At 59.5% G+C, this 23,053-nt stretch carries 22 protein-coding genes and 1 tRNA gene; 12 read left to right on the forward strand and 11 right to left on the reverse strand.

All coding sequences use genetic code 11. The features are described 5' to 3' along the window. Positions 1-41 precede the first annotated feature (41 nt). Positions 42-497: a BLUF domain-containing protein gene (locus GDJ08_RS16655; protein ID WP_152153273.1), complete on the reverse strand. Its 456-nt coding sequence runs from the start codon at positions 495-497 to the stop codon at positions 42-44. 673 nt (positions 498-1,170) lie between these two features. Between GDJ08_RS16655 and GDJ08_RS16660 the strand changes: the two genes are divergently transcribed. Next, entirely contained in the window at positions 1,171-2,970 is a 1,800-nt protein-coding gene (locus tag GDJ08_RS16660) for a putative bifunctional diguanylate cyclase/phosphodiesterase (RefSeq protein WP_229296552.1), read from the forward strand. 164 nt (positions 2,971-3,134) lie between these two features. Here the strand turns inward: GDJ08_RS16660 and GDJ08_RS16665 are convergent, their stop codons facing one another. The 3 genes from GDJ08_RS16665 to GDJ08_RS16675 form a co-directional block, all read right to left on the reverse strand. Continuing rightward, the gene (locus GDJ08_RS16665) at positions 3,135-3,518 is read right to left on the reverse strand and encodes a hypothetical protein (protein ID WP_152153275.1); all 384 of its coding nucleotides are present in this window, start codon (positions 3,516-3,518) and stop codon (positions 3,135-3,137) included. A gap of 1,006 nt (positions 3,519-4,524) precedes the next feature. Then, positions 4,525-5,118, reverse strand: a complete 594-nt coding sequence (locus GDJ08_RS16670) for a hypothetical protein (protein ID WP_152153278.1) — start codon at positions 5,116-5,118, stop codon at positions 4,525-4,527. Between the two features lie 853 nt (positions 5,119-5,971). Further along, on the reverse strand, positions 5,972-6,451 hold the full coding sequence (locus tag GDJ08_RS16675) for a hypothetical protein (protein WP_152153280.1): 480 nt from the start codon (positions 6,449-6,451) through the stop codon (positions 5,972-5,974). Between the two features lie 484 nt (positions 6,452-6,935). Between GDJ08_RS16675 and GDJ08_RS16680 the strand changes: the two genes are divergently transcribed. Continuing rightward, on the forward strand, positions 6,936-8,474 hold the full coding sequence (locus GDJ08_RS16680) for an EAL domain-containing protein (RefSeq protein ID WP_152153282.1): 1,539 nt from the start codon (positions 6,936-6,938) through the stop codon (positions 8,472-8,474). A 453-nt stretch (positions 8,475-8,927) separates the two neighbouring features. Continuing rightward, positions 8,928-10,508, forward strand: coding sequence for a sensor domain-containing diguanylate cyclase (locus tag GDJ08_RS16685; RefSeq protein ID WP_152153284.1), 1,581 nt, complete (start codon positions 8,928-8,930; stop codon positions 10,506-10,508). A 401-nt stretch (positions 10,509-10,909) separates the two neighbouring features. On the opposite strand, the gene GDJ08_RS16690 is transcribed toward GDJ08_RS16685, so the two are convergent. Together GDJ08_RS16690 and GDJ08_RS16695 are read right to left on the reverse strand one after the other, a co-directional pair. Beyond that, positions 10,910-11,338 (reverse strand): ankyrin repeat domain-containing protein, encoded by a 429-nt coding sequence (locus GDJ08_RS16690; protein WP_152153286.1) that lies wholly within the window; start codon positions 11,336-11,338, stop codon positions 10,910-10,912. 86 nt (positions 11,339-11,424) lie between these two features. Next, positions 11,425-11,751, reverse strand: coding sequence for a helix-turn-helix domain-containing protein (locus tag GDJ08_RS16695; RefSeq protein WP_152153288.1), 327 nt, complete (start codon positions 11,749-11,751; stop codon positions 11,425-11,427). A gap of 106 nt (positions 11,752-11,857) precedes the next feature. Here GDJ08_RS16695 and GDJ08_RS16700 point away from each other — a divergent pair, with 106 nt between their 5' ends. The 3 genes from GDJ08_RS16700 (at position 11,858) to GDJ08_RS16710 (ending at position 13,330) form a co-directional block, all read left to right on the forward strand. Continuing rightward, positions 11,858-12,634 carry a hypothetical protein gene (locus GDJ08_RS16700; protein ID WP_152153290.1) on the forward strand — a complete coding sequence of 259 codons (777 nt, stop codon included), beginning with the start codon at positions 11,858-11,860 and terminating at the stop codon, positions 12,632-12,634. Between the two features lie 40 nt (positions 12,635-12,674). Then, complete coding sequence (locus GDJ08_RS16705; protein WP_152153292.1) at positions 12,675-12,980, forward strand: hypothetical protein; 306 nt, start codon at positions 12,675-12,677, stop codon at positions 12,978-12,980. Positions 12,981-13,042: 62 nt separating this feature from the next. Then, positions 13,043-13,330, forward strand: a complete 288-nt coding sequence (locus tag GDJ08_RS16710) for a hypothetical protein (protein ID WP_229296553.1) — start codon at positions 13,043-13,045, stop codon at positions 13,328-13,330. Between the two features lie 689 nt (positions 13,331-14,019). On the opposite strand, the gene GDJ08_RS16715 is transcribed toward GDJ08_RS16710, so the two are convergent. After that, entirely contained in the window at positions 14,020-14,634 is a 615-nt protein-coding gene (locus tag GDJ08_RS16715) for a hypothetical protein (protein WP_152153296.1), read from the reverse strand. Between the two features lie 163 nt (positions 14,635-14,797). Between GDJ08_RS16715 and GDJ08_RS16720 the strand changes: the two genes are divergently transcribed. After that, positions 14,798-15,091: a hypothetical protein gene (locus GDJ08_RS16720; RefSeq protein ID WP_152153378.1), complete on the forward strand. Its 294-nt coding sequence runs from the start codon at positions 14,798-14,800 to the stop codon at positions 15,089-15,091. A gap of 78 nt (positions 15,092-15,169) precedes the next feature. On the opposite strand, the gene GDJ08_RS16725 is transcribed toward GDJ08_RS16720, so the two are convergent. Then, positions 15,170-15,388 carry a hypothetical protein gene (locus GDJ08_RS16725; RefSeq protein WP_152153298.1) on the reverse strand — a complete coding sequence of 73 codons (219 nt, stop codon included), beginning with the start codon at positions 15,386-15,388 and terminating at the stop codon, positions 15,170-15,172. Between the two features lie 187 nt (positions 15,389-15,575). Then, positions 15,576-17,051: a site-specific integrase gene (locus GDJ08_RS16730; protein ID WP_152153301.1), complete on the reverse strand. Its 1,476-nt coding sequence runs from the start codon at positions 17,049-17,051 to the stop codon at positions 15,576-15,578. Positions 17,052-17,388: 337 nt separating this feature from the next. Here GDJ08_RS16730 and GDJ08_RS16735 point away from each other — a divergent pair, with 337 nt between their 5' ends. The 5 genes from GDJ08_RS16735 (at position 17,389) to GDJ08_RS16755 (ending at position 21,583) form a co-directional block, all read left to right on the forward strand. Further along, the gene (locus GDJ08_RS16735) at positions 17,389-18,519 is read left to right on the forward strand and encodes a tyrosine-type recombinase/integrase (RefSeq protein WP_206147368.1); all 1,131 of its coding nucleotides are present in this window, start codon (positions 17,389-17,391) and stop codon (positions 18,517-18,519) included. Further along, positions 18,516-19,076, forward strand: coding sequence for a hypothetical protein (locus tag GDJ08_RS16740; protein ID WP_153165311.1), 561 nt, complete (start codon positions 18,516-18,518; stop codon positions 19,074-19,076). Before GDJ08_RS16735 ends, GDJ08_RS16740 begins: the two co-directional genes overlap by 4 nt. Positions 19,077-19,197: 121 nt before the next feature. Continuing rightward, positions 19,198-19,374 (forward strand): AlpA family phage regulatory protein, encoded by a 177-nt coding sequence (locus tag GDJ08_RS20410; protein ID WP_206147370.1) that lies wholly within the window; start codon positions 19,198-19,200, stop codon positions 19,372-19,374. A gap of 68 nt (positions 19,375-19,442) precedes the next feature. Continuing rightward, the gene (locus tag GDJ08_RS20490) at positions 19,443-19,862 is read left to right on the forward strand and encodes a helix-turn-helix domain-containing protein (protein ID WP_425505114.1); all 420 of its coding nucleotides are present in this window, start codon (positions 19,443-19,445) and stop codon (positions 19,860-19,862) included. A 1,277-nt stretch (positions 19,863-21,139) separates the two neighbouring features. Beyond that, entirely contained in the window at positions 21,140-21,583 is a 444-nt protein-coding gene (locus GDJ08_RS16755) for a hypothetical protein (RefSeq protein ID WP_153165314.1), read from the forward strand. Positions 21,584-21,798: 215 nt separating this feature from the next. On the opposite strand, the gene GDJ08_RS16760 is transcribed toward GDJ08_RS16755, so the two are convergent. Together GDJ08_RS16760 and GDJ08_RS16765 are read right to left on the reverse strand one after the other, a co-directional pair. Next, a tRNA-Ser gene (locus GDJ08_RS16760) sits at positions 21,799-21,888 on the reverse strand. Positions 21,889-21,969: 81 nt separating this feature from the next. Continuing rightward, complete coding sequence (locus GDJ08_RS16765; protein WP_017357441.1) at positions 21,970-22,962, reverse strand: LysR family transcriptional regulator; 993 nt, start codon at positions 22,960-22,962, stop codon at positions 21,970-21,972. Positions 22,963-23,053 lie beyond the last annotated feature (91 nt).

The raw sequence follows: 23,053 nt of genomic DNA on the forward strand, positions 1-23,053 counted from the left end.
CCGGCACTTTTTTGAACTGTTCACGTCCTCTCGTGGGACCCCTACCTAGTCGGCGGCGCGTCGACCGACCAGAACTCGTACAGCAGTCGCAGCGCTGGGTTCTTTTCTCCATCCTCTTCTAGGTAGGGATGACTGCGCTCGTTCCATCGGGCGGCCTCAATGCGTTGGATCAAAGATGCATCGGCGTGCTGACACGCCATTGACCAGTTCCAAAAATAACGCTCGCTCACTTCTCCACTGAACAGCACGCGGATATCGGCGTGGCGGCTCGACCTCTTGATGCGATCAAAAACAGAAGCGACGCCCTCGTCTGGGCCTTCAAGGTATTGAAGAAAGCTCGTGCCGTCATATAGCAACACCCCTGTGACATCGGCTATGCGGTTCTGAGCCGATGCATCAACGAGGATTGCTTCCAAGTCCGCGTTCTGGAGATCGGATGAGGAACGGCTCGCGTAAGCCAAGGCAAAGATTGGTGTACTGTCAGTCATCAGCAACATGATATCGCAGGGATCGCAGACCTTGGACCCTCACTCTCTTGCACCGTCGACGTCGCTGAATTGTTCACAGAAGAGCTATCCACGAATTGATCCTAGCGGCCAAATGTTGATCATATCCGTAGCCCGCGCGTTCGCGTGCTGGGACGGCCCATACGGGAGGACGTGTTGTCATGTTGGTCACTGACAGATTTATCATCACGAACGTCACCGAGATCAAACGCTTGACTGCCAGCGAGCCAACGCATGAAATGGGCTGGCAAGAAGCGATTTGGCTGGGCGCCGAGAGCATGGATGCGGAATGCCTGTCGTGCCATGGGCGGTGGCTTGCTGTGTCAACGGGCCCCTCCCAGTTCGAGCGGCACGATGGCGCCACAGTGGTGCGCTGTCCCAGGTGTGGCGCCACAGAGGCCGTTCTAGATCGGGCGCTCCGTGACGAGGCAACCCTCTAGCTGGAGGGGTTTCGGTCGACCCGTTGTCCTTCCTCGCACACCGCTTGTGCGAAGAAGAAAAAGGACTCCGGAGATAACGCCCTGCGAGAGTCCGCGGAGGCTCGCTGTAGGTGGGCTGCAACCGAGCAGAACTTACCTGGAGTACGCCGTGTGATTTCATCGGATATGCTCCAAATTGGTGCTATAGATCTAATCCACCGTGGACTGAACGCAGCGCGACCGCTATGAGCTTACCTATCACCGATGCCCAAGAACGGATGGCGGTCTTGGGAGCGATGCACGTCTTAGACTCGGAGTCCGGGCCTTCTCTAGACCGCATCACCTCACTGGCGGCGTTTGCCTTTGGGGCACCGGTTGCGTTCGTCTCGATACTTGAGTCAGACAAACAGCGCTTTATCTCTCGAATCGGCCTGCCCGTGGCGGAGACCGACATCAGAATGTCGATTTGCGCGCACGCGATTGCATGTAGGGATGTCATGGTTATTCCCGACTTGCTTGCAGATGAGCGCTTCAAGAGCAACCCTCTGGTGGTCGCCTCTCCGCACCTTCGGTTCTACGCGGGTGCACCGCTGGTCGCTAAGAATGGAGTAGCGATTGGAGCCATGTGCATCATGGACACCCGGGTCCGGGAATTTTCAGAAGCCGACCGCGCCCAGCTCTCCACGCTTGCCCAACTGGTGATTGGGCAGCTTGAACTGCGGAACATGTCAGGCCGCTTGGAGCCTGTCAGCGGCATACCGAATCGACACCAGTTCCAGATCGACTATGACGCCTTGGCCCAGCGACACAGCGGTCGGCGTATGTTCGCGGTCTTGGTCGATGTGTTTGACATCCCGCGAGCGAACGAAGCCGGCCAAGCGTTGGGTATGCGTCCGCTGGAAGTATTGATTCGGCGGGCCGCTGTGAGACTCAAGCTCGCCTTGGAAGGCTTGGCCGACGTCTACCACGTCGGAGTCACGCGGTTTGCCTTCTTAGTGGAGTTTTCCAGCGCGGCGGAGATGGAAGCGCTTGTGGATGAACTCCGGCAGCGAATGACCCGGCCACTAATGGCCGCTGCCGTTCCCATGTCCCCCCGCTTCCATGCAGGGGTGTGCGCGGTGACACTGGGCGAAGACACCAGTGACGATGTCATTCGGAAGGTGCTGATAGGACTCCACCAATCGTTTGAAGCCCGACATCCTTTCGCGTGGTATTCGGAGCAGCGCGACACCAAAATGCGGCGTGGGTATCGCTTGGCGGCCGACGCCGAGCGAGGGCTTCGAAAAGACGAGTTCTATATGGTGTATCAGCCGAGGTATCGCGCCTCGGATCTCCAGCCCGTCTCGGCAGAGGCCCTGCTCCGGTGGACACATCCTCGGCTCGGCCCGGTGAGCCCAGGCGAGTTCATCCCGGTCTTCGAGCGAACTGCATTGATGCAAACGGTAACGCCGTGGGTGCTCGATGCAACGCTCGATCAACTTGCCGCGTGGAGGGGGGCAGGCCATTTCTTGGCGCTGTCCGTCAACCTTTCGGGTGCTGACTTGTCATCTGAAGATGCTTGGAATAGGCTGCGCGGCAAGCTTCACGCTCGATCGCTCCCGTTTGATTGCATTGAGATCGAAATCACGGAAGGCGAATGGCTGCGCGCGGACTCTGTCGCCGGACGCCAAATCAAAGCAATGGCCGAGGCCGGCATCAAGATTGCGATCGATGACTTTGGCAGCGGTTATAGCAATTTTGGTTATCTGTCTGATCTGCCCATCGATACCATCAAGATGGACAAGTCCCTCATCGATAACCTAGAAACCGACCCAAAGGCCAAGCCAAAGGTAACGGCCATCATCAACTTGGCGCGAGAGCTTGGCTACCGCACCGTGGCCGAGGGCGTGGAGACGCCCGCCCAGTTGCATTTCCTGCAGGCTCAAGGATGCGATCAGATCCAGGGTTACCTCCTATCTAAGCCGGTCAGCGCTGAGGCGCTGCTCAAAGTGTTTGATAGGGCTTTGGATGGGCGAGGCCCCCAGGCCTCCTCCGAGATCGCGTGAGACCCTAAGGTGCGACGTTCGTGGTCTATGACGTGGAGGCGAGGGTCAACTCTCCCCCTGACCAGTCCGCCGGTGACGCCAACGGAGCTCCACACGATCTCCAAGACCGCGGCTTGTCGGCCTCAGCGTCCCACTGGCCCGTCCGTGCGCTTTTACGTCAACGCCTAGATTTGTAACGCTGGCATCGAAGGTGCTGAGGAGCGGGTCTGCTCATCGGCGCAGGCGGCCGCGCGTGCGGCTTTGGAAGCCTTGGGCTTCTTCGGCGCTCGGGTTGGGGTCGTCTCCTTTGTGGAGGCGACCAGCCGCGCTACCCGGTTGTGAGTGGCCGAGCCAGACGCTGAGCCGAAGCCGACAAAGAAGAGCCAGTAGCCATCCAAGCGTACGGCCACCTCCTCCATCCCAGGCGTTGAATCCACGATATCGCGCAGATGGTCCACCCATTCTGATGAGGGCTCCCGGTCCAGCTGGGCCACGACGGCTACCTCGCCAGCGTCCAGATCCATCACTTCAATGCGGAGAACTTCGGGAGCAAGGGTGGCGGTTGCCATGGCGGGGGCCTCTGTCGGTCTTTGCCGGAGTATCCACAGGGCCTGCCAACGAGGTGTCAACTTCCGATGACCGGAGCGTCAACGGCCCGGGCAGGACCGAGTGCCACAAAAGCTGGGGCCCGAGGCCCAGCTGCATTCAAGCGGCACGTTCCTTAGCCATGCCACCCATGACGGGGCCCGCGGCCAGGCGACGTCCAGAGGAGTCGGTCAAGGGCTTCCCGCGGCACCCATCCCGTAGTCGTTTGACAGGTGCATCAATGTGGAGTCAAGCGGCCTCATCATATTCCTTGCCCCAGCATTCCCGGCCCACTGGCCACGCGCCCGCACCAGCACCAGCACCAGCACCAGCACCGTGGCGCAGCAGACCGATCAGTCGACGCCCGAAGGGGTGCTTGCGATCAGTCAATTCAGAGGGGGCTGCGCAAGCTTCTTTTTGGCTTGGAAGAAAGGCTACTGTGATTACGGGGCATGCCTTGCGCGGCGACCAGGAAACCAAACGAACCTGCCCTCGCATCGGCAAGTGCGCGCCATCCCACCGACCGCCCCCCTCTTTCGAGGGGATGTGGGGAGTGTGGAGGGGCGACCAACATGAACGGATGAAGTGAGACACCCGTCCCATGACCTCGGTGAAGAAAAACTGCAATTGGGGGAGCCAGAGGTGCTGAAGGCGCTGGAAGTGCGCAGGCTGCGGGTTGGATTACACCCAGATGGTTGAGGCGATCTGACGGGAACGCCGCACGGCCTCCCCGGCCAAAACTTCGGCCTCAAGCAGTGCAAGCTCCAACGAAGGAAATGGACGATCCAAGTCGGCGATTGCCACACCGATGTCGGGAAGAACCGCGAGCAATAACCATCGATCAGGGGCGTCCCGCCAGATCTCGGCCGTGTATTCCACCCCTTCCGTCGTGAGGCGAACGGAATAGAATCGCTCGTCTGAATGGTGTGTCCCCACGCGCCCACCTCCAAGCAACTTCCGGCCCAGGCCCTTCGCCCTGTCGCCGCCATGTCATTCCACTGATTGTACTGTCCAACCAGTGTTGGCCGTCACATTAAGGATGGCCTCTTCTCCGCCGGCCGCGTCCCAAATATTAAGCAGCCCCTTGTTGATCTCCCCGGCAACCTTCTCAAGCTCGATCAGGTTGTGCAGAGGGCGGAAGTGCCGCTGGACTGCGGCGTGCGCGTCAAAGTGGGGGTCGGCGTCCTCATCGACCGCCAACACCTCATCGACCAGCTGTGCCGCGGCGCGGGGCGCCAACAGAAGCGCTCTGGCCTCGAACAGAGCATTGACGTGGATCCAAGGCTCTTCCCGGTAGTCGACCTGCACCCCCACTTCCCGCCCGATCAACTCAAGCTTTCTCAGGACCGCCTTGTTCGCCAGCGGTCTTGCCCCATCGGTCCAACGGTCAGGAAATAGACCGGGACCGAGCGTTTGACAGAAGGCTTCTACCGCCAAAGCAGTGAGAACCAGCGCTCCCGTCACCACATGTAGTTTCGCAGCCCCCTGCTCGCGAGCGGCCCTCCTGAGGGTGCGAGCGGCATGATTCATCTCGGGCCATGGACGGTAAGACGCCTCCCCCACCACCCGCGTGTTCTTCTTCATGTTCAACTGCATGCCCCCCTTCTGGCGGCGGGAGTATGCCAGAGCCGATTCGGCTTCTCACCTGCGGCAGCTGCACCGCCCACGGGGAAATGTGACGTAGATCGTGGCTCCTGTCAGGGGCTATCCCCAACAGCTTCCGTCGCCGGAGCGCCGCAGCGGCCGACTCCAAAAACCTCCAGCGCCATCGTTAGGCTTCCCCACTTATCAATTATCCGAGGAGCGGATCAGCGACAGGGGCGGCCATAGCAGCGCTCAGGATCCCAGCCACCAGCTCGTTTTGGCTGCGGGGGGAACAGCGGCTCGGGAGTGCCCAAAGGCCTTCTCTGTTTTGCTCAGCCGCCCAGTCTTCCCCGCTGAGAGACACGTAGTGAAGGTGAGGCCGCCGCGCCGCGCGATGGATTGCGTCTGCAAGCGCTTCCATTTCGTTGCCAAACCACCGGTAGCCGTTGACGCAGATCGCCAAGGGCTGGTCCGCTGGGTGGGGGTAATGGGGCAATATCTCTTGAAGCTGCTGCTGCGCTGCGCCAACCGTCAGGTGGCGGAAGCTGGGCAATGCCGCCCAATGAGCCATAGCGGAAAGGGCGCCGGGGGTCATAGCGAAGGTCCAGTCAGGCAGGAATGAGCGGCAATAGTCCCGCCGCGGAAGTACAGGCCCCGTGATCATCCCTTACCGGGCCTCAGCCAACCGGAATCATCCCATTGGCGTCGATGCGCGGCAGCGGCAGCGAGGCGGAGATCCCGGCATCTCTTTGGCCCCAGGTCTCTCTAGCGCCTTGGCCAGGCCTGGGGCGACCAGGGCGTTGCTCGGATGCCCAATAGGCCTCCGCCGTCAGAACGCTTCCGCCAAGCGGGACTACTCTGAAGGACGCTTTGCCATCCCTTCCAGCTCTTCGAGAACTGCTGCCAGCCCCTCGTTGCTGTCCAAGGCAAGGTCGTAACGACTGCGGCGAGCTTGGTCGCGCGCGCTTAACCAAGCCCGACCCTCGCTCCCTAAGATGAAGTCGGTCGCATCCATCAAGCACTCCAGCCGACCAGCCCGCGCCATGCGCACCAGCTCCGCGTCGTAGGCTTCTGCCAAGGTCATCCTTCCTATCAAAAACGACTGCCGAGGATTTCCGAGTCTGGCCCCGTCTACGTGGAATTGCGCAACAAGCGACTCCAGCAGGTGGCCCGTATCTAGGAGCAGCGCCCTTTCATCCTCCAAGGGCTGGCCACGGTCGCCTTCACTGGGGCTTAGGATGGCTTCGCCCGCCCGTTTGAACAGAACAACTGCGCGATCACGCGCCCGTTGGCACAGCGTCAGTCTGTCGCTGTCGGTGTAAGGATTTTTCATGGCCGCGGTCCTAAGCCTTGGTCCTTTTCACAACGTCAACCGGCGTGACGAAGCATGCCAGCACCTACAGCCCAGCAACCTGAATAGGGACGTAGAGTCGCCACGCGTTCAACTTACGACCAACAGCGCCGATGTATCAAGCGAACGAATGCGTTGCCGGAGTGGTCCGTCAGAGGGGCCAAGAACCTGGGCAGCAGCGTCTGGACTCCGGCGGGGAGCAAAATTGGCCCCCGCCGCCCCACGGAAGCGGGGCGTCTGTGCTCGGGGCCTGCCCCATTGGGCCGAACTCCAGGGAAGCAGCGAGGGCGTGTCGGGGCCCCCGATCCTCTTTGGGCTCAGTAACGGCACGCGCAGTCTCCAACACAGGTGAGCAAATACATGGGATGCGGCTTACCGGCTTCCCCCTGAACAAACAAAGTGCTATCAAATATCAGCGTTGGCGAGGACCTCCAAGCACAGCCATTGCTTCCGAAGGCTTAGACAGATGCGCAAACGCAACAGAACCCACGATGGCTTGGCTTTGGCAGCAGCCGTTGGGCTGTCCATGCTGACGACGCTCCTGATCACGCAGGCCGTCTTGTACGTCCAAGACCTCGAGCGCGCCACTGGGGCCGCCAAGCTGGCATTGAGCCAGGCCGAGGTCATAGCAAGAAGCAGCTCTGCGGCCGCCGTGAAAGCCCAAGCAGAACGTGGGGACGACTGCTCTGAAGATGACCTGCGCAATCTGAAATCTATTGCCTTCGGCTCGAGCTACATGAGCGACGTGGGCAAAGTCAGGGATGGCGAAATTATCTGCACCGCCCTGTGGGGAGTTCTGAAGGAGCCTATGTTGCTTCCTCCCCCACGGTTTGAGCGGAATGGGGCGCGGATCTGGCGATCGTCCGATTTGAGCAATTCACCCTACGTGGGCACCAACGTCGTCGTCCGAGGGAATGTCGCCACAGTCACCTCTCCTTCTGCATTTGACAACGTTGATCCCTCTCGGACGAGCACCATCGTGGTCACCACCGCCAACGGGGCCTACACGTTTAAAGCCGTAGACCCAGACCCACGTGCGGTCCGCGCAGGCCGAAAGGACACAATTCAACGGGCGGTGTGTAGCGACATATCGGGGGTGTGTGCCACCGTGACTTCCCCACGCACCGGCCTGTGGTCGCTTCCCCCCCACTCGTTGGCCTGGTTTGCGGGGCTGGGTTTGATCATGGGCCTCTGCCTGGGGTGGCTAGCTGTGCGATACCGAAACTTAGAAAGGAGCCTGGACCAGCGATTGCTGAGCGCCATCCAGAATCGGGAGCTAACGATCGTCTTTCAGCCGCTGCGGCGTATTTCCGACGGCAGCTTGGTCGGCTTCGAAGCGCTTTGCCGATGGCATGCATCGGCCAACGAAGAGATCGGCCCCGATATCTTCGTGCCGCTGGCGCAGGTCAACGGATTTGGTCCGCTGCTCTCGCGGTATGTTCTTGCGACATCGCTCGACGAAATCCAACCATTGCTATGTTCGGATCAGGAGCTGTACGTCTGCATTAACGTGGAACCGGAAGACATCGCTGACCCGTCGTTTCCCCGTTACGCCTGTAGCCAGGTTTCAGGGCGTTCCCTGCTGCCGTCCCAGATCTGCTTCGAGGTGACCGAACGCAACGACATCGTGACGCCCGAGTTTTTCGACAACATGGCAGCGCTTCAAAGAGCCGGGTTCCGATTCCTCATCGATGATTTTGGGACGGGGCATTCCAACTTCTCACATTTGGCACGGACCGGCTTCAACGGCATCAAGATTGATCGGCTGTTTACGGGAGCAATCACGACCGATTCACCGCTTCGGTCGGTATTGCCGGCCGTCTATGAGTTAGCGCTCAAGCTGGATCTTGACGTCACTATTGAAGGAATCGAAACGCATGCCGAGGCAAGCCTGCTCCGAAACTTGGCCCCAAAGGGCATCGGACAAGGTTGGTACTTCGGCAAACCGGTGAGGGCCGACAGCTTGGAAGCAGTGCTTCCGGCCGATGCTAGCGAAGGACCCTGAATGCCCTGCTCACCGCCCCTCCACATCGCTTCCACACCGATACTGCAAACATCCTTATCAGCTTTGCAAAGTCCGCCACAAAGCAAGGCCAGCTGTGCTCCCTGGATTGCCTGCCCGCCCCTTCTCCCCTCAGTAGGCTGCGGTGACTTCTCGGCAATGACGTTCCTACCCAGGCCGTCGTGACCAGTGGGCGCGGCTTTTTTGTTGTTGCAGAAAGGCGGGAATGCAAAACGCCAACGCCTGCTGCCTTGGCGGGTTCCCAAGCGCTGGGGGCAACTAAACCTTGAGTTCAATCACGAATTTTTTTCAGAATGCTCGAAGGACGGCTGTTCACCTCCAGCTGTCCACCGTACGCTTAGGGTGGCGCGAACTCACCGAGCTCCGGCAGCCGCTTTGCGGTGGACTCTAATTGTTCGCCCTGGCGCCATTTGACCAAGAAGGGACGCAGGCCGCATGCGGCATTTTGCAAGGCACCTCAACCTACAACGCCTGATCGTCGGATTGGCCTTCTTGTCAGCGGGGGTCATGTTGGCAAACGCGGTCTTTGCTGCTTACCAGGTTCAACGCGAGCAACTCATCGCCAGCGCCCTTGAGTCCAACCGGGTTTACGCCCACAAGCTCGCGCAGACCACCCACAACTTCTTGGTATCAACGCAGCAGCAACTTGATTACAGCGCGCGCGTCATCGGGACAAGCGGCATTGATACGGAAATCGGCGCATCTGAGGCACATCGGCTACAGTCCCAGACCAACGCATTCAACTCGGTGATCGTGGTAGACCGCCAGGGGCTTGTGAGGGCGGCCTCCCCCGCCTTGCCCCAGATCGAAGGACGGGTGCTCTCGAGCTTGGCAAACTCCTTAGCAATCGCCAGCCGCGCGCCCTTGGTGAGCAACCCGTATGTTTCTGCCACCGGCAAGTTGGTGCTGACCATCTCCCAGCCCATCTTTGACCCGTCGGGGACCTACCAAGGCTATATCAGCGCGTCCATCCACCTGAAAGAGCCCAATGTCCTTCACACCCTCCTTGGAACGCACTACTACAAGGATGGCTCGTATCTCTACGTCGTGGGTCAAGACGGCAAGCTTCTGTATCACCCCGAGCCCGATCGGGTCGGACAGTCCGCCCTAAAAAATGAGGTGGTCAGAGCAGTCTCGCGCGGGGAGGCCGGCGCCATGCCGACGATTAACAGCCACGGAGTGCACATGTTGGCAGGGTTTGCCCCCATTCCCGCTGTCCACTGGGGCATCGTTTCGCAGCGCCCCGTAGAGGCTACCCTTCAGCCGCTCAAGCGCTTGACGAACCTGGTCCTCTTGAACGCGGCACCTTTGGGATTGCTGTCGCTGCTCTTGATCTGGATCGTATCCCGCCGCATCGCGCGCCCCCTTTGGCAACTTGCGTCCACCGCGCAGAACAGCGACGTATCACAAGCCATCTCGACGGTGACGGCCGTGGACACTTGGTATTACGAGGCGGACCAACTGCAGAAGGCCGTGCTCATCAGCTTCAACGCATTCAACGATCGGATTGGTCGGCTGGATCGCGCAGTACTGACTGACCCCCTTACGGGCTTGCTCAACCGGCGCGGCTTGGAAAGAGCACTGGAGATCTTGGCGAGCTCCAATACCCGCTTTGGGGTCATCGCGCTGGACATTGATCACTTTAAGAACGTCAACGATATCCACGGACATGAGGCCGGCGACGTGGTCATTGCCGGCGTGGCAGACTTGATGCGACAGAACTCAAGGGTGGAAGACATTCTTTGCAGGATTGGTGGAGAAGAGTTTTTGCTATTGCTGCCAGACATCAGCGCGGAAGTCGCCGAGTTCGTTGCCGAGAGGCTTAGAAAAAGCATTCACGATCACGGCTTCCCCATCGTCGGCAGCATTACCGCCTCAATGGGCATCAGCCACTTCCCCGAGACGCACGAGGATGCCGACCATGCCATTCGGCAGGCTGACAAAGCTCTGTACAAGGCCAAGGGAGAAGGACGAGATCGGGTGGTGACCTACCGCCGCAGAAGAACGGATCGTTGAAGTCAGAAGGCGGGGCCGCAACTGGGCTAGGCTAACTGCGCCTGGTTTCCTGCGGCGACCATGGATCTCCGATGGACATGACGCCTGTTCAAGCTCTTGGCTGTCGCGGCCAGCATTGCCCAGTTCTCATGCGAAAAGTATCCGCCTTGGCATGATGCAGAGTTTGCTCGGCAAGGATTTGAAACCCCGATAGATCCTTGCATAGTCGGCTCCCGCCGCGGCACATCGCTTTGAACTCCAGCCGGTTGAACTCCAACAGGTTTAGCTCGATAAGCGCTCTCCTCTTGACCGGCGCTGGAGATGACGTTGCCACTCCGTTGCTAACGCCCAATTGATGGCAAGCAATGCTCCTCCCTCTCACCACGCGCCTCAGCACCGCTTGAAGCAGGAGCATCAACACTTCACTCCGCTCCGCGGCGCACCAGGAACTCCACAAACGACTCTTCCTCCGCCTCCTTCGCGTGGTCAAGTGCACCGCCTTCGTTGACATCCGCCCCGCGGTCAAGCAACAGCGTTGCGACGATGATCTTTTCATCGCTGCTCAAAAGTTCGTCTCGCGCCAGCCACACCAAGGCCGGCTCATCGTCTTCGTCTTCAGTGCAAGGATACGTGTCGGCTGCAAGGCCCGCGTCCAACAGTGCGGTCACCAGCTCCAAATCCGCTTCAAGGCATGCGTGGTGGAGTTGAGGAAAAGGAAGCTCCTGCCCGCGCACTAGCAGCAGCGGAGGCAGGCCATCCACGGCCTCATGCATCTCGTCGAAGATCGCTTTGAAGTCAGGGTTCGACGCATATGCCTTGCCCCAACCCAGTGCTTCCGCTTTTGCTTCCATGCACAGAATCCTTCTTGGTTAGATTGTATGGCTCTCGGACCGCGGCCTATGGGCCCGGCGCGTGTCCGACGTGACCGTGGCCATCCCTACCGCTTGATCTTCTTCAGCAACCAGAGCGCCGCCTCGGCCCGTTCCTCTGGGGAGAGCTCCTCCAACGCCAAAATTACGTCGGCGGTGTGATCGTCCTTAGCCACTAGGTAGGCCATCGGCACCTCCAGGGTGTCCGCCAGCTTGCCCAGCGCATCGAGATCGATGCCGCTCGTCTCGTTCTCGTAACGGTTCACTCGGCTGCTGGCCAGCTTCTTATCAAGCCCCATAAGCACCCCCAGCGCGCGCTGGCTTGGGATGGCGCGGAGCTCTCTGGCCTGCTTCAGGCGAGCGGCAAATAGCGAACGGGGGGAAGCCTTGGGCACGTGAACAGATGTTGAAAACTTGGGAAGACAGCATGACTTGGTCCCTCAATGCATGGCAGACTCTTCGTGAAATGTAGCACTCTCCCGACCAACGACAGGCGTTTTCATGAAGAAGATCAAGACAAGGATGGCCGCCAGCTTGGCTGCGGCGTTGCTTTTGGCCGCCCAAGGCGCAGGCGCGCAAAGCCACCCTGAGCAGGAAGAGGTTCCTAACAAGCCGGGCTTTTTCCGGCAGTTGGGCAGCAGCCTCAAGAACGCCGGGCAGCAGATGGTCGGCGTGAAGCCGGCCCAGGGCGGCTTCAAGACCGATGGTGCCCCTGGTGCGATCTACACCCCGATCAGTGGCGCCAGCAAGCTGCCCAACCTCTTCAGGTCGGACAACCACCAACAGGCCCAACTGGGAAAGCTCGATTGGCCCCGCGTCGCGTTGACGTTTCAGGAATGGGGCGCCTCTATGCCGTGCTGGACCGTTGAGGCCCGGATTTGGACCAGTTCCACCGTCTCGACCACCGAGACGTTCAAGGCGTGCTCGGATGCCCCATTGAGGGAGACCGACGACCTCGGTGAGGTGGCCGAACTCAACGACGCGGCCCTTTGGAAGGGCAAAGACACGCTGCGCGGCATTCGGGTCCTGCCGAGCAAGCCGAACACCGGCACCCAGCGGTCGACCGGACCGAACCCGCCGGCGCAGCCGTTCCAGGTCAACGTGAGCCGGGATGCCGTGGCCAACCGTGCAGTCGAGGTCGCGCTACGCGCTGCCTGGGTTAGCGGCTTCATTCAGACCTCGGACCTCCACCCGGGCCCGTCGGGAATCCTGACCCCATTTAGGGATGGCCGCATGTGGATCGCCGGGTTCAAGCCGGAAGGCAACCGCGACCGCTGAAGCACCCCGGGCCTTGCGCCCTCACCAAAAGGGAAACGACATGAAAGCATGGATCCTGGCCGCTGCGGCGGCCCTCACGCTGACTGCCTGCAGCGGTAAGCCCTCCGAAGCGGAGGCCAAGCAGGCACTGGCTGACCTGATGGCTCAGAGCGCATCGGCGCCTATCGTCATGATCGATGGGTTCACCCTGACGGGGTGCACGCCGGCGGAGGAGACGGACGGCTATCGGTGCGATACCCGAGGCACCGTCGTGATGGACGTGATGGGCAACCGAGTTCCGCTCCCCGTCGACAAAAACCTGCGCTATGCGAAGGTCGACGGCGCTTGGAGGGCCTACGTCCAATGAAGACTCAGTCTCCCTCCCGGCGCTTTGACGGCACCAAGGTAGAGCCTCGGGCTAAAAGGCTTATGACGCCGCGAAGCCGCTTCTTCGCGTGGTATGCCTGCTCGCTCATCATGCTGGGGCCATTGGGGTTCGTAGTCGGCCCGCTGGGGGCCAGTTACATGACCGGGCGCGCCGAACGTGCATATCCCCAAGAAGCCTACGCGGCTCGGCAGCGCGATGTGGGGTTCAACGTCGGGCAGTGGTGGATCATGGGACTCTTGACCCTCCTTGGCGGGATCGGGACGCTCGTGCTGCTCCAAGCGCTACCGATGCTGGCCTTGGTGCTTTGGGCGCAGCTGGCTAACGGGTGAGCAAACGGGGCCAGACAAAGTTCGCCCGGTCTCGGTGCACTCGGTTGCCGGGCCGGTAACCCACCCCTCCCCGCCCTTAGCCTGCGCAACGTCACGCCGTGAACCCCGAGAGCTCGGCGTGACGGGAGGGCTTAGACACAAGCACACCAATGGAAAGAAGCCAACAGCTGCTGCGCGGCTCGATGTCTTCACAGACGACGACACAGAGTTGACCGAACACTCACCGTTGGCAAACTTGCCAAGGTGTCTACTCCACGCCAGTTCGTCGAAGCCCGACGAGAGGCCACCGCGAAATGCCATATACAGGCCTTTTCCTCCTACGCCATGCGTCCGCCGACTCTGACCGCGAAAGTGGCCTGGTAAGTAGGGTCACCGCGGTGAAAGCGACCTGCCTGAGTTGCGAGCGACTGGTGGACGCCACCGACTCCCCGGATCTGGAAATCGTTACTGGGGGTGCGATTCTCTATTGCCGGGGCTGCGGGACTCGCCAAGTCATCAGCAATGCGCACTTCGATGAATTCTTGGCTCGCACGCGGAGGGACTGAACCTCAGATGGATGTAGCTACCTTGCAACGGGCCTAATTTGTGGCTTGGTCGCCCCGCCGCGAGTATGAGCGAGGGCTTCGGCGCATGCGTTCGCAAGGGACGCCGGATTGGCTTGAACCAGATCGGCTGATGGCGTCCTAGCATCAGATTGCTGCCACATCGGTGATGATCGCCTGTCCGTTGCGCAGATCTGCCACCAGCAGCCGTCCCCCAGCCACGGTCCGACCCACGCTCTCGTTGAGGTAGGCTGCCTGCAGGTGGCCGGCCTCCAGGACGGCCTCAAGTTCGAAGCTGTCCGGACGCCCACGCAGCGGCTCCCCAGGCGACGCCATACCGCCTTCCAATGGCTGCACCCGTGCCGGACCACCGCCCGCATCCTTGGCATAGGCCGTGGCCATCATCCGGCCGTTCTTCGGCGACCAGCCGCCCAGAACGAGCTCGCTGTGCAAGATGCCCCTCGACATGCCCGCGTCCTCAGCCGCCTGAAGGTAGTTCGGCCAAAGATGATCCATGACTAGACCCAGCTCGGCCATGAGCTGCTCCATCGTGAAATCCGCGCGGAAGCTGGCCTGAAGGCACAGCTCGTAGATCTTCAAGAAAAACTGGGCGGAGCCACGACTGGCCAGCACCAAATTGTGTTGCGGGATGAGCAGCAGCTTGGCGCCCGCCGACGACTTCTGAGTCAGTGCGTCCTCGGCCCACGTATCGACCGCGACGAGCAGCTGGTCAGCGCGTAGCAACACATTGAGGATGCTCATGGGAGGGTCCCTAGCCGAAAGAAGAAGGCTATCGTCGGCCCGCCCAAACTGTCCATAGATGCCCCTGCATTACTCGCTGATAGGCATCGAGCTATGGGTCCGCGCGCCCCTTCGGCCGACAGGAACCAAGGAGACCCATCCGCACCCCGCAGCTCGGAAGCTGATGATCCCGCGAGACCGTTTCTTCTGGTGGTATTCGGGAGCCTTGCTCCTCTTGGGACCTTTCGGATTCGTCGTCGGGCTGCTCATCGCCGGACGCGCAAGCCGGAAGGCGACCCTGGGGCATCCGGTCAAGGCGCGTGTGACCCAAGCCACGGACACGGGGTTCGCTTGGTGGCAGCGGTGGGTCATGGCCTCGCCGACCCAGCTAGGCGCGCTCTGGGTGTTCGGGCTGTTGAGTGGGTTGCTGATGTTCCTGCTTGTGCTTTATTCGCTGATTACCGTCCCTCAGCTTTAATCAAGTAAGCATGTGACGTGGAAAAAGGGCCCCGACTGAGGGCCCTTCATGCTTCATCGTCTTACCATGGACCACGACTCAATGGGTGTTAAGTCGTCTATTGTTCATCGCCTTTACAACCATCAAATCATCAGAAATGACTACCAAAGTGATGATTAACGTCGGCACGAGCAGCGCAGCAATCTCAGGGAAGGCAACCCATCCAAGTGCGCAGCTTACGAACGTAGCAACTTGCGCAAGCAAAACGCCCCATAGGCGCAGCCGACCCCCGCGAGAGAGATTGCGAACATTATCCATGTGGTCTTTCCTTCTTGGTTGAACCCGAAGAACGGGATTACCCAAGCAGCAATAGCAACAACTGAGAGATTGTCAAGGATTCCTGCAAACCCTTTAATCTGCTCATCATTTTTCCAGATACGTTTCATATAGGCCTGCCCTTTAAATATTGTTAGTCAAAATAAGGTCTTGCCTTGCTACTTGAAGCTCATTGCCTCCTCGGGAGAAGGCGCAGAGCTTTCAACCCCACTGACTGTTTTCCCAGACCTCTCAGCTTTTCTGTCACCGTGAAAGCACGGCTGTATGTCGAATGATGCTCGTCATCAAGTTCGTGCCCGACGATCTGCGCCCTGAGCTCAGACACCACGCCAGCCCCCTGCAACTCCTGGATAAACGTCTTCCTGAGCGAATGGAATCCACGCTTAGCAGGCTCCCAGCCCCTCCCCACCTCGGAAAGGTGCCGACTAAACGCCTTGGTGATCCAGTTGCCCTGCCCGTTCACCGCCGTGGCCTTGGCCGCCGGGAACAGCCTTGTCTCACCAGCCTCACGCTTCCCGTCGACCCACTCCAAGAGTCCCATCTTGAGCAATTCGGGATGTAGCGGCACGGTGCGAAGGCTCACTTCTGTCTTGACTTTCTGGTGCTCGCCCTCGTCTGAGATCCGGATACACGGGATACCGTCCTCCTCAAACACGTCCTTGATGAGGAGCTGACCGACCTCCGACGCCCTGGCACCGGTGTAGAGCCCAATGAGAGAAGCCCAGCGGGCCGATTCGGACAGTTTGGCCAGCGCCTCAGGAGCGAACAGGGCTTGAATCTGCGCACGATCGTAAGCTTTGAAGCCCAGCTTCTTCCGGGCGCGCTTTTCGCGCTGGGAGTAGCTCACATGGCCCGAAGCCGGGTTGTCACCCCGCGGGTAGTGACCAGAAGCCATGGCCCACTCGAAAAAGCCGCCCTTGCCGCCGATATAGGACTGTTTGTTCGTCAGGGTGGGCGTGGACGCCCCCTTCTCCCGCATGTCCTGATACCAACGGGCCAAGTCCGATCGCGTGATGGTGTGGACCTTGGCCTTCGGCCCCAAGAAGGCCACCAATGCCTCGATGGCCGTCTTCTTGATCGTGTAGGTCTTGGGGAGGGTTGAGGACTTGAGCGTCGCCAGGAACGCATCTCGCGCCTTTCCCAAGGCGATCGTCTCGATCGCTTGGGCCGGTGGTGCTGCAGATGCTCGGGTCGCCTGTGGCCATATCTCGCGGGCCGGCCCCCGGTGGGCTGCTTCAGGCTGCTGGAGCGTTGCCGCCATGGCCTCCAGCTCCATCAACTGCCGGTAGAGCTTCAAGTCCTTCGGACTGTCGATCTGCCACTGCTCCGTGACCGTCCCGTCCGTCGCCCGGGTGCGGTTCAACGTGAGTTCGCGCAGGTTCTCAGCGCTCGTCAAACGATCAATGAGAAGGTCAGCATCCGTTTTGCTGAGCTTGGCCACGCGTTGATCCTTCAACTGTGCGAAGAGCCGAGCATAGCCTGCGCCCAGCACGACCGCACGCACGTGGGCCTGAACCAGGTCTTTCGTTCGAAGGGTTCGTTTGATCAGCCGGCAGTCGAGCACGGCTTGAAGGTCGACGGGAACACGCTGGACGAAAGACCAGCGACCGGTCTCGGACCGACTCAAATGGTGAGGGATACGCATGCGATTGTCGCCTCTGCATGCTTTCCGTCTACCAATCAGGACACATCAAAAGTTCTTTTTTAGAATCAATGATTTATACGTGATTGGCGGAGAGAGTGGCAGCCTCCGCCATAATTCACGACCTTCCATGTCGAATCAGCAGAGCCGAGACTTCAGCAGCATCAAGGTTTTCGTTGTGTCACACGGCATCACCGTATAGCATCCCAATGCATCAATTGATGTTGGGACAGATGTTGGGGTAGGTATGCCAAAGAAAGCAAACACGGGGCTGACAGCCGTCCAGGTGCCTGACCTAGGGCCGGGATTCCACGCAGAAGGCACCGTTACCGGCCTATACATGCGTGTAACCGCCAATGGGGCAAAGAGCTGGATTTTGCGCATCGTCATCAAAGGCCAGCGACGTGACATGGGCTTGGGCGGCTATCCTTCCGTAACCCTAGCGGACGCGCGGAAAGCAGCCCGCAAAGCCCGTGAAGCGGTGTCAGCAGGTACCGATCCCGTGACGGACAGAGAAGCACGAAGAAATGCGCCCAAGCCTACCCCCGCCTTCCAATGGTGTGCAGAGCGAACCATTGCGGCCAAGAGGCCCGAATGGAAGTCGGCAAAACATGCCGCACAGTGGACTAGTACGCTTTCTGCGGATGCCTTTCCCATCATCGGGAGGGTTCCGGTAGATCAAATTGAACTATCGCACGTGCTCGACGTGCTCTCCCCCATCTGGACGGTCAAGAACGAGTCCGCCACGCGTCTGCGCTCTCGGCTGGAAGCGGTACTGGCCTGGGCCACCGCTTCCGGCTACCGCAAAGGCGACAATCCCGCGCGCTGGAAGGGGAACCTAGATGCGGTTCTGGCGAAACCCAGCAGGGTGGCAAAGGTAACCCACCACAAGGCGCTGCCAATCGATGAGATGCACAGCTTTGTAACTTCGCTCCGCTTGCAGCAAGGCATGGCAGCGCGGGCACTGGAGTTCCTGATTCTGACCGCTGCGCGATCCGGAGAGGTTCGCGGGGCCAAATGGCAAGAAGTGGACATAGCGTCCGCTGTGTGGACAGTGCCAGCCGACCGGATGAAGGCCAGCAAAGAACACCGGACGCCTCTCAGCGCGCGAGCAGTATCAATTCTTAAGGAACTGCCCCGCATGGCAGGCAGCGACCTTGTCTTTCCCGCACCCAGAGGAGGCATGTTGTCAGATATGACCATCTCCGCCGTTACGCGCAGGATGCGAGTCAACGCCGTTCCGCATGGATTCCGCTCTACTTTTAGGGATTGGTGCAGCGAGCGAACAAGTTACCCGCGCGATGTGGCGGAGATGGCCTTGGCGCACACAATTGCGAACAAGGTTGAAGCTGCGTATCGACGGGGCGACTTGTTCAATAAGCGGACACTACTTATGAATGACTGGGAAGCGTTCATAAATCGGAAGCCTGACATTGCAGACGTCATTTCGCTGAGGTCCCACACCGCATGAGTGCACACGTTCCCGACGCCCCCGAACCGGAAGATGTCGAGAGGATGGACTGGGAAGCCTTCATTCGGCTATGGATTCACATAGATGTAGACAAAATTGAAGACATATCCAAACGTGCCAAGGCCGACAAGCTTAACGCCAGTGAGGTCACCAAGCTCGACGAATATCTGAGCAGGTCACTAAGCGCCTACCGCAGCGGAGGTGAAGATGAATCAGCGGCGCTCTGCGAAGCGGCATGGGAGAGAGCAAATATGCTCAACCTCTATCTAACGAACCGCCTATCCATTGGCACAGGAGAGATTGTAAGGAGGTCAGCAAAGAAGGGTGGGCAGGTGAAAGCTAACGCCGCATTAGCGTCTTCAGCCCAGTACCAAGCCATTGCGGACGAAATATGGGCAGCCAACCCTAGAATTAGCAAATCAGGTGTAGCGGAACGTATAGCGGAAAAGTTCATTCAGAGCTATCTAGACGAGCGCGGTCTGGGCAGGGAGTCAAAATCAAAGGCAATGAAGACACTTCAGGACACCATCCGGCGAAAGATAAAAAAGCCAAGCTAGTTCGGAGTTGGCAAAGGCAGGGGTAACGCCAAAAGGCATTCAGCACAATGCAGCCTCTTCTGGCCGCATAGCGTTTCATTCAATGTCACCAATCGATTTTCGCACTCTTCCCGACAGCGCAATGCTGCGAATCAGTGATTTTCTTCCCGTCATCCCATACTCCAGAGCCACTTGTTGGAGGCGAGTAAAGTCAGGAGAGTTCCCGCGCCCTCATCATCTTCCGGGCCGTATTACATGCTGGCGTTGGGGGGACGTCCGTAGCTGGCTGGATGCGCAGACGCAGGGAGGACTAAAGTGATTAATTTCGATGACCCGACCCTCTGGCACGACAAGATTACGGCAAGTCAAAATGAGACATGCGTTGAGGTGCCAAGCGGAGCCGAGTTCAATTTGAGCTCCTATTCGACTGACCAACTCCCGCGCACGTTGCCTAGGGCAGAAGCGCCCTCTGGAGGTCAAAAAAAACGAAACCCGGCTGGCGGACCGGGTTTCGCAAGAGGTTACAGCTTCAGCGAGAAATCGAATGATAATTCAATTACCACCTACCCGGCAACCGGCTCGGCGAGAGCCAAAGTTCTGGACGCACTAATGCTTGGCAGAAACCTCACAAGTGCCGACGCTTGGCGCGAATTTGGATCGTCACGACTTGCCGCAGATGTTCACGAGCTCCGACGGATGGGATGGCCCATCCTCTCAACGTGGATAAATGTAACTACGCGTCATCAAACGATGGCCCGCGTCGTCCAGTACCACCTCCCCTTGCCCAAGGGGTCTCTTGAACGATGAAAAGAAAATCCAGGAAAGCAGATGCGCATGTACGAATCTACTGGTACGAGGAGCGATGCCTCGCTTGGACGACAATGTCTCCCGACGCTCGCGCATTGCTCGTTGCGCTCAGAGGTCTGTATAGACCCTCGAACGGGAACGTTGTATTTCTTTCTATTAGAGAAGCAATGGCTCGCCTGAATATTGGGCAGAGACGCGCACAACGCGCATTCTCCGATCTTATCGAACGTGGCTGGATTACTGTGGAAACCCCGGGCGGCTTCCAACAAAAGACGCGCCACGCCACAAGCTATCGCCTAACAAATGAGGCTACCTGTGCGCCTGGGGCCAACCCAAATAAGGCGTATCTTCGCTGGACGCCTGCACCTGCCGATCTAAAAAACACCGGTAATCATTGTGCACAGGCTCTGTAGTTGTATTCGCTACAGTGATGAGGCTTAGTGAGAACGAATCGCCCTTTTGGTAGCCAATCCGACTACGGAAAGGGTGGTTCAAATGAGCTTTGCGTAGCCATCACAGCTACACAGATACTGCTGCCACTCCATGCGCTGCTCACAGGGCTGAGTCAGCGCTCAGCAGCGGGGCGCTGCGACTATTTCGCGCAACCATAAAACTAGACGGACGCTTAATTTGTTCAGCCCCTAAAGGGACGCAGTCAACGAGTACAAATCAAGACCGAATCCCCCCTCTCTTATGGCTCCACCCCATGCTTCTCCCGGAATCGCTTTTCCATAAGCTCACATGCGCTTGCTACGAATCTCTTGGTGGATGGATCAAGAGACCTCCGCTCGTAGTCTTTCCAGCACAGATCGATTGCGGCGCGCTCCTGACCCTTTTCTTTAGCCTTAGGTGACGGCCCCCGCATCGCTGCAATCAGGAGAAGCAAAACCAACAAGCCCGCGCCCAAACCGAAAATTAGGATTGCCCACCCCGCGCCAGTGAGCAAAGGAGGCCGCACATGCGGCATGGGCGTCGGCGGGGGAGCTGCGCCACATGAAGGGCATGCCTTTGCAGTAGTGCTGACGTTGTGCCCGCATTCGTGACAAGCTACTAAGGCCATCCTTTTAGTCTCCTAGCAATTTTCCAGATTGTACTTGCATCGCTTGGGTTACGACCTTTCCGGGCTGCAGCGCCTTGATACCGATTGCCAGGGCCGCAACGGAACGGCGAGACTCGACTCGCCTTGGCTATGTCAGAAGACTTGTACTACCCATGCCCATTTAACTAAAGTGCGGTCTAAACCAATCGGGCCGAGCCATAGAGACATGGGACCTAGTATGAAAGCACACGCAGGAATTCTCTCCGCTTTGCTTGCGCTGGGTGGATGCGCAACCACACCGGCCGACCACTCAACGGCCCGCCAGGTGCCAGCGGATAGGCTAGTCGGCTTTCAGTCCACTATTGACGGCCCAAGTGGGACGCTGGTACTGACCCGAGACAAGGGCTACCTTGGTTCTGGCTGCTATGCGGGCTTCTTCGTCAACGAGGAACTTGCCGCCCGGATCGATAACTCTGAAACGGCAACATTTACTGTCCCTGCGGGTGAGCTAGTGCTTCGCGTGGGGGGCGACCCGATGGGTCGAGGGCTATGCGCGCTGAACAAAGAGCATTGGACGCAGCGCGAAACCACTTTCCGGAAGGGTGAACAAAAGTTCTTTAGGCTGTCTATAGACATGAACGGAAAGCTGGATATTCAGCGAGCCGGCCCCATCACCCCGTGAGGGGTAAGAGCGTAATTAGGTTTTCTAATTTGGCACTTGCGCGGCTAGTAGAAGCCGCTTGGCCTTCGCTCACCCCATCAGGCCCATAGAGACCGATTGGACAGAGCTCTATCGACCCCCAACTAGATACGCAATGCCGGATGTTGGGATAGATGTTGGGCAGCCAAATTGTTTCACCAAATAACCCAGCAAAATCAACATCTTAGTCTTTGATGTGGCGGAGAGAGTGGGATTCGAACCCACGGAAGGTTTGACCCTTCGCCGGTTTTCAAGACCGGTGCCTTAAACCGCTCGGCCATCTCTCCGTATGTCGCGCGCCGGCCTTGCGCCGGGCGCGTATTCTCGCATGAGCGGCCGGGTTTTCCCAAGGCCGCCCGTGATGCGGCTCAGCCGGCATCCACCGCCAGCGCCCCCAGCGCGCTGGCCTTGATCTTCTCCTTGGCGCGCTCGCAAGCGCCGCCGCAGTCCAGGCGCGAGGCTTCGAGCTGGGGCGGCAGGTGTTCGGCGAGGAAGTCGATGAACACGCGCACTGCCGGTAGCAGGCCGCGGCGGGAGGCGAACACGGCGTGGCAGATGCCCTGCGGCAGCGACCAGTCCGGCAGCACCACTTCCAGCTCGCCATTGCGCACGGCTTCGGCGCACACGGTTTCCGGCAGCATGGTGATGCCGAAACCGTCCTTGACCATGCTCTGCAGCAGCGGGAAATCGAAGCCGGCCACACGCGGCTGCAGGTCAACGCGGCGCACCGCGCCTTCCGGGCCGTGCAGCTCCCAGCGCTGGCGGGCTTCGTCTTCGCTGATGCTCAGGGTGACGTGGTTGGCCAGTTCGTCCGGGTCCTTGGGGCGCCCTGCGCGGTCGAGGTATTTGGGGCTGGCGACCAGCAGTTCCTGCACCTGGCCGAAGCTGCGCATGACCAGGCTGCCGTCGTCATCCAGACGCGAGCGCACGCGCAGGGCGACGTCGTAGCCTTCATTGATGATGTCCACGCGGCGGTTGCTGATGTTCAGTTGCAGCCGCACTTTCGGGTACTGCGCCAGGAACTTGGGCAGCAGCTTGGGCAGCTGCATCTGCGCCAGCGACACCGGTACGCTGGCGCGCACGACGCCGCGGGGCTCGGCGCTGAGGCGGTCCACCACCTCGCGTGCGGCCTGGGCCTCGGCAAGCATGGTCTGGGCATGGCGATGGACGCTGGTGCCGACGTCGGTGACCGCAAACCGGCGCGTGGAGCGCTGCAGCAGGCGGACGCCCAGGTCGGTTTCCAGCTGGCTGATACGGCGGCTCAGGCGGGATTTGGGGATGCCCAGCGCGCGTTCGGCCGCGGCAAAGCCCCCGTGGTCCACCACCATCGCGAAGTAGTAGAGATCGTTGAGGTCGTGCATTCCGAAGTTCCAGATTTAGAACAATACGTGGCATTCAACCACCTTTATCCCAAACTAGCAACAACCTATCGTGTTCTCCGTCGGCGGCGTC

Origin of the sequence: Stenotrophomonas nematodicola, from assembly GCF_009467805.1 — a bacterium.
GTDB classification, from domain to species: Bacteria; Pseudomonadota; Gammaproteobacteria; order Xanthomonadales; family Xanthomonadaceae; genus Stenotrophomonas; species Stenotrophomonas nematodicola.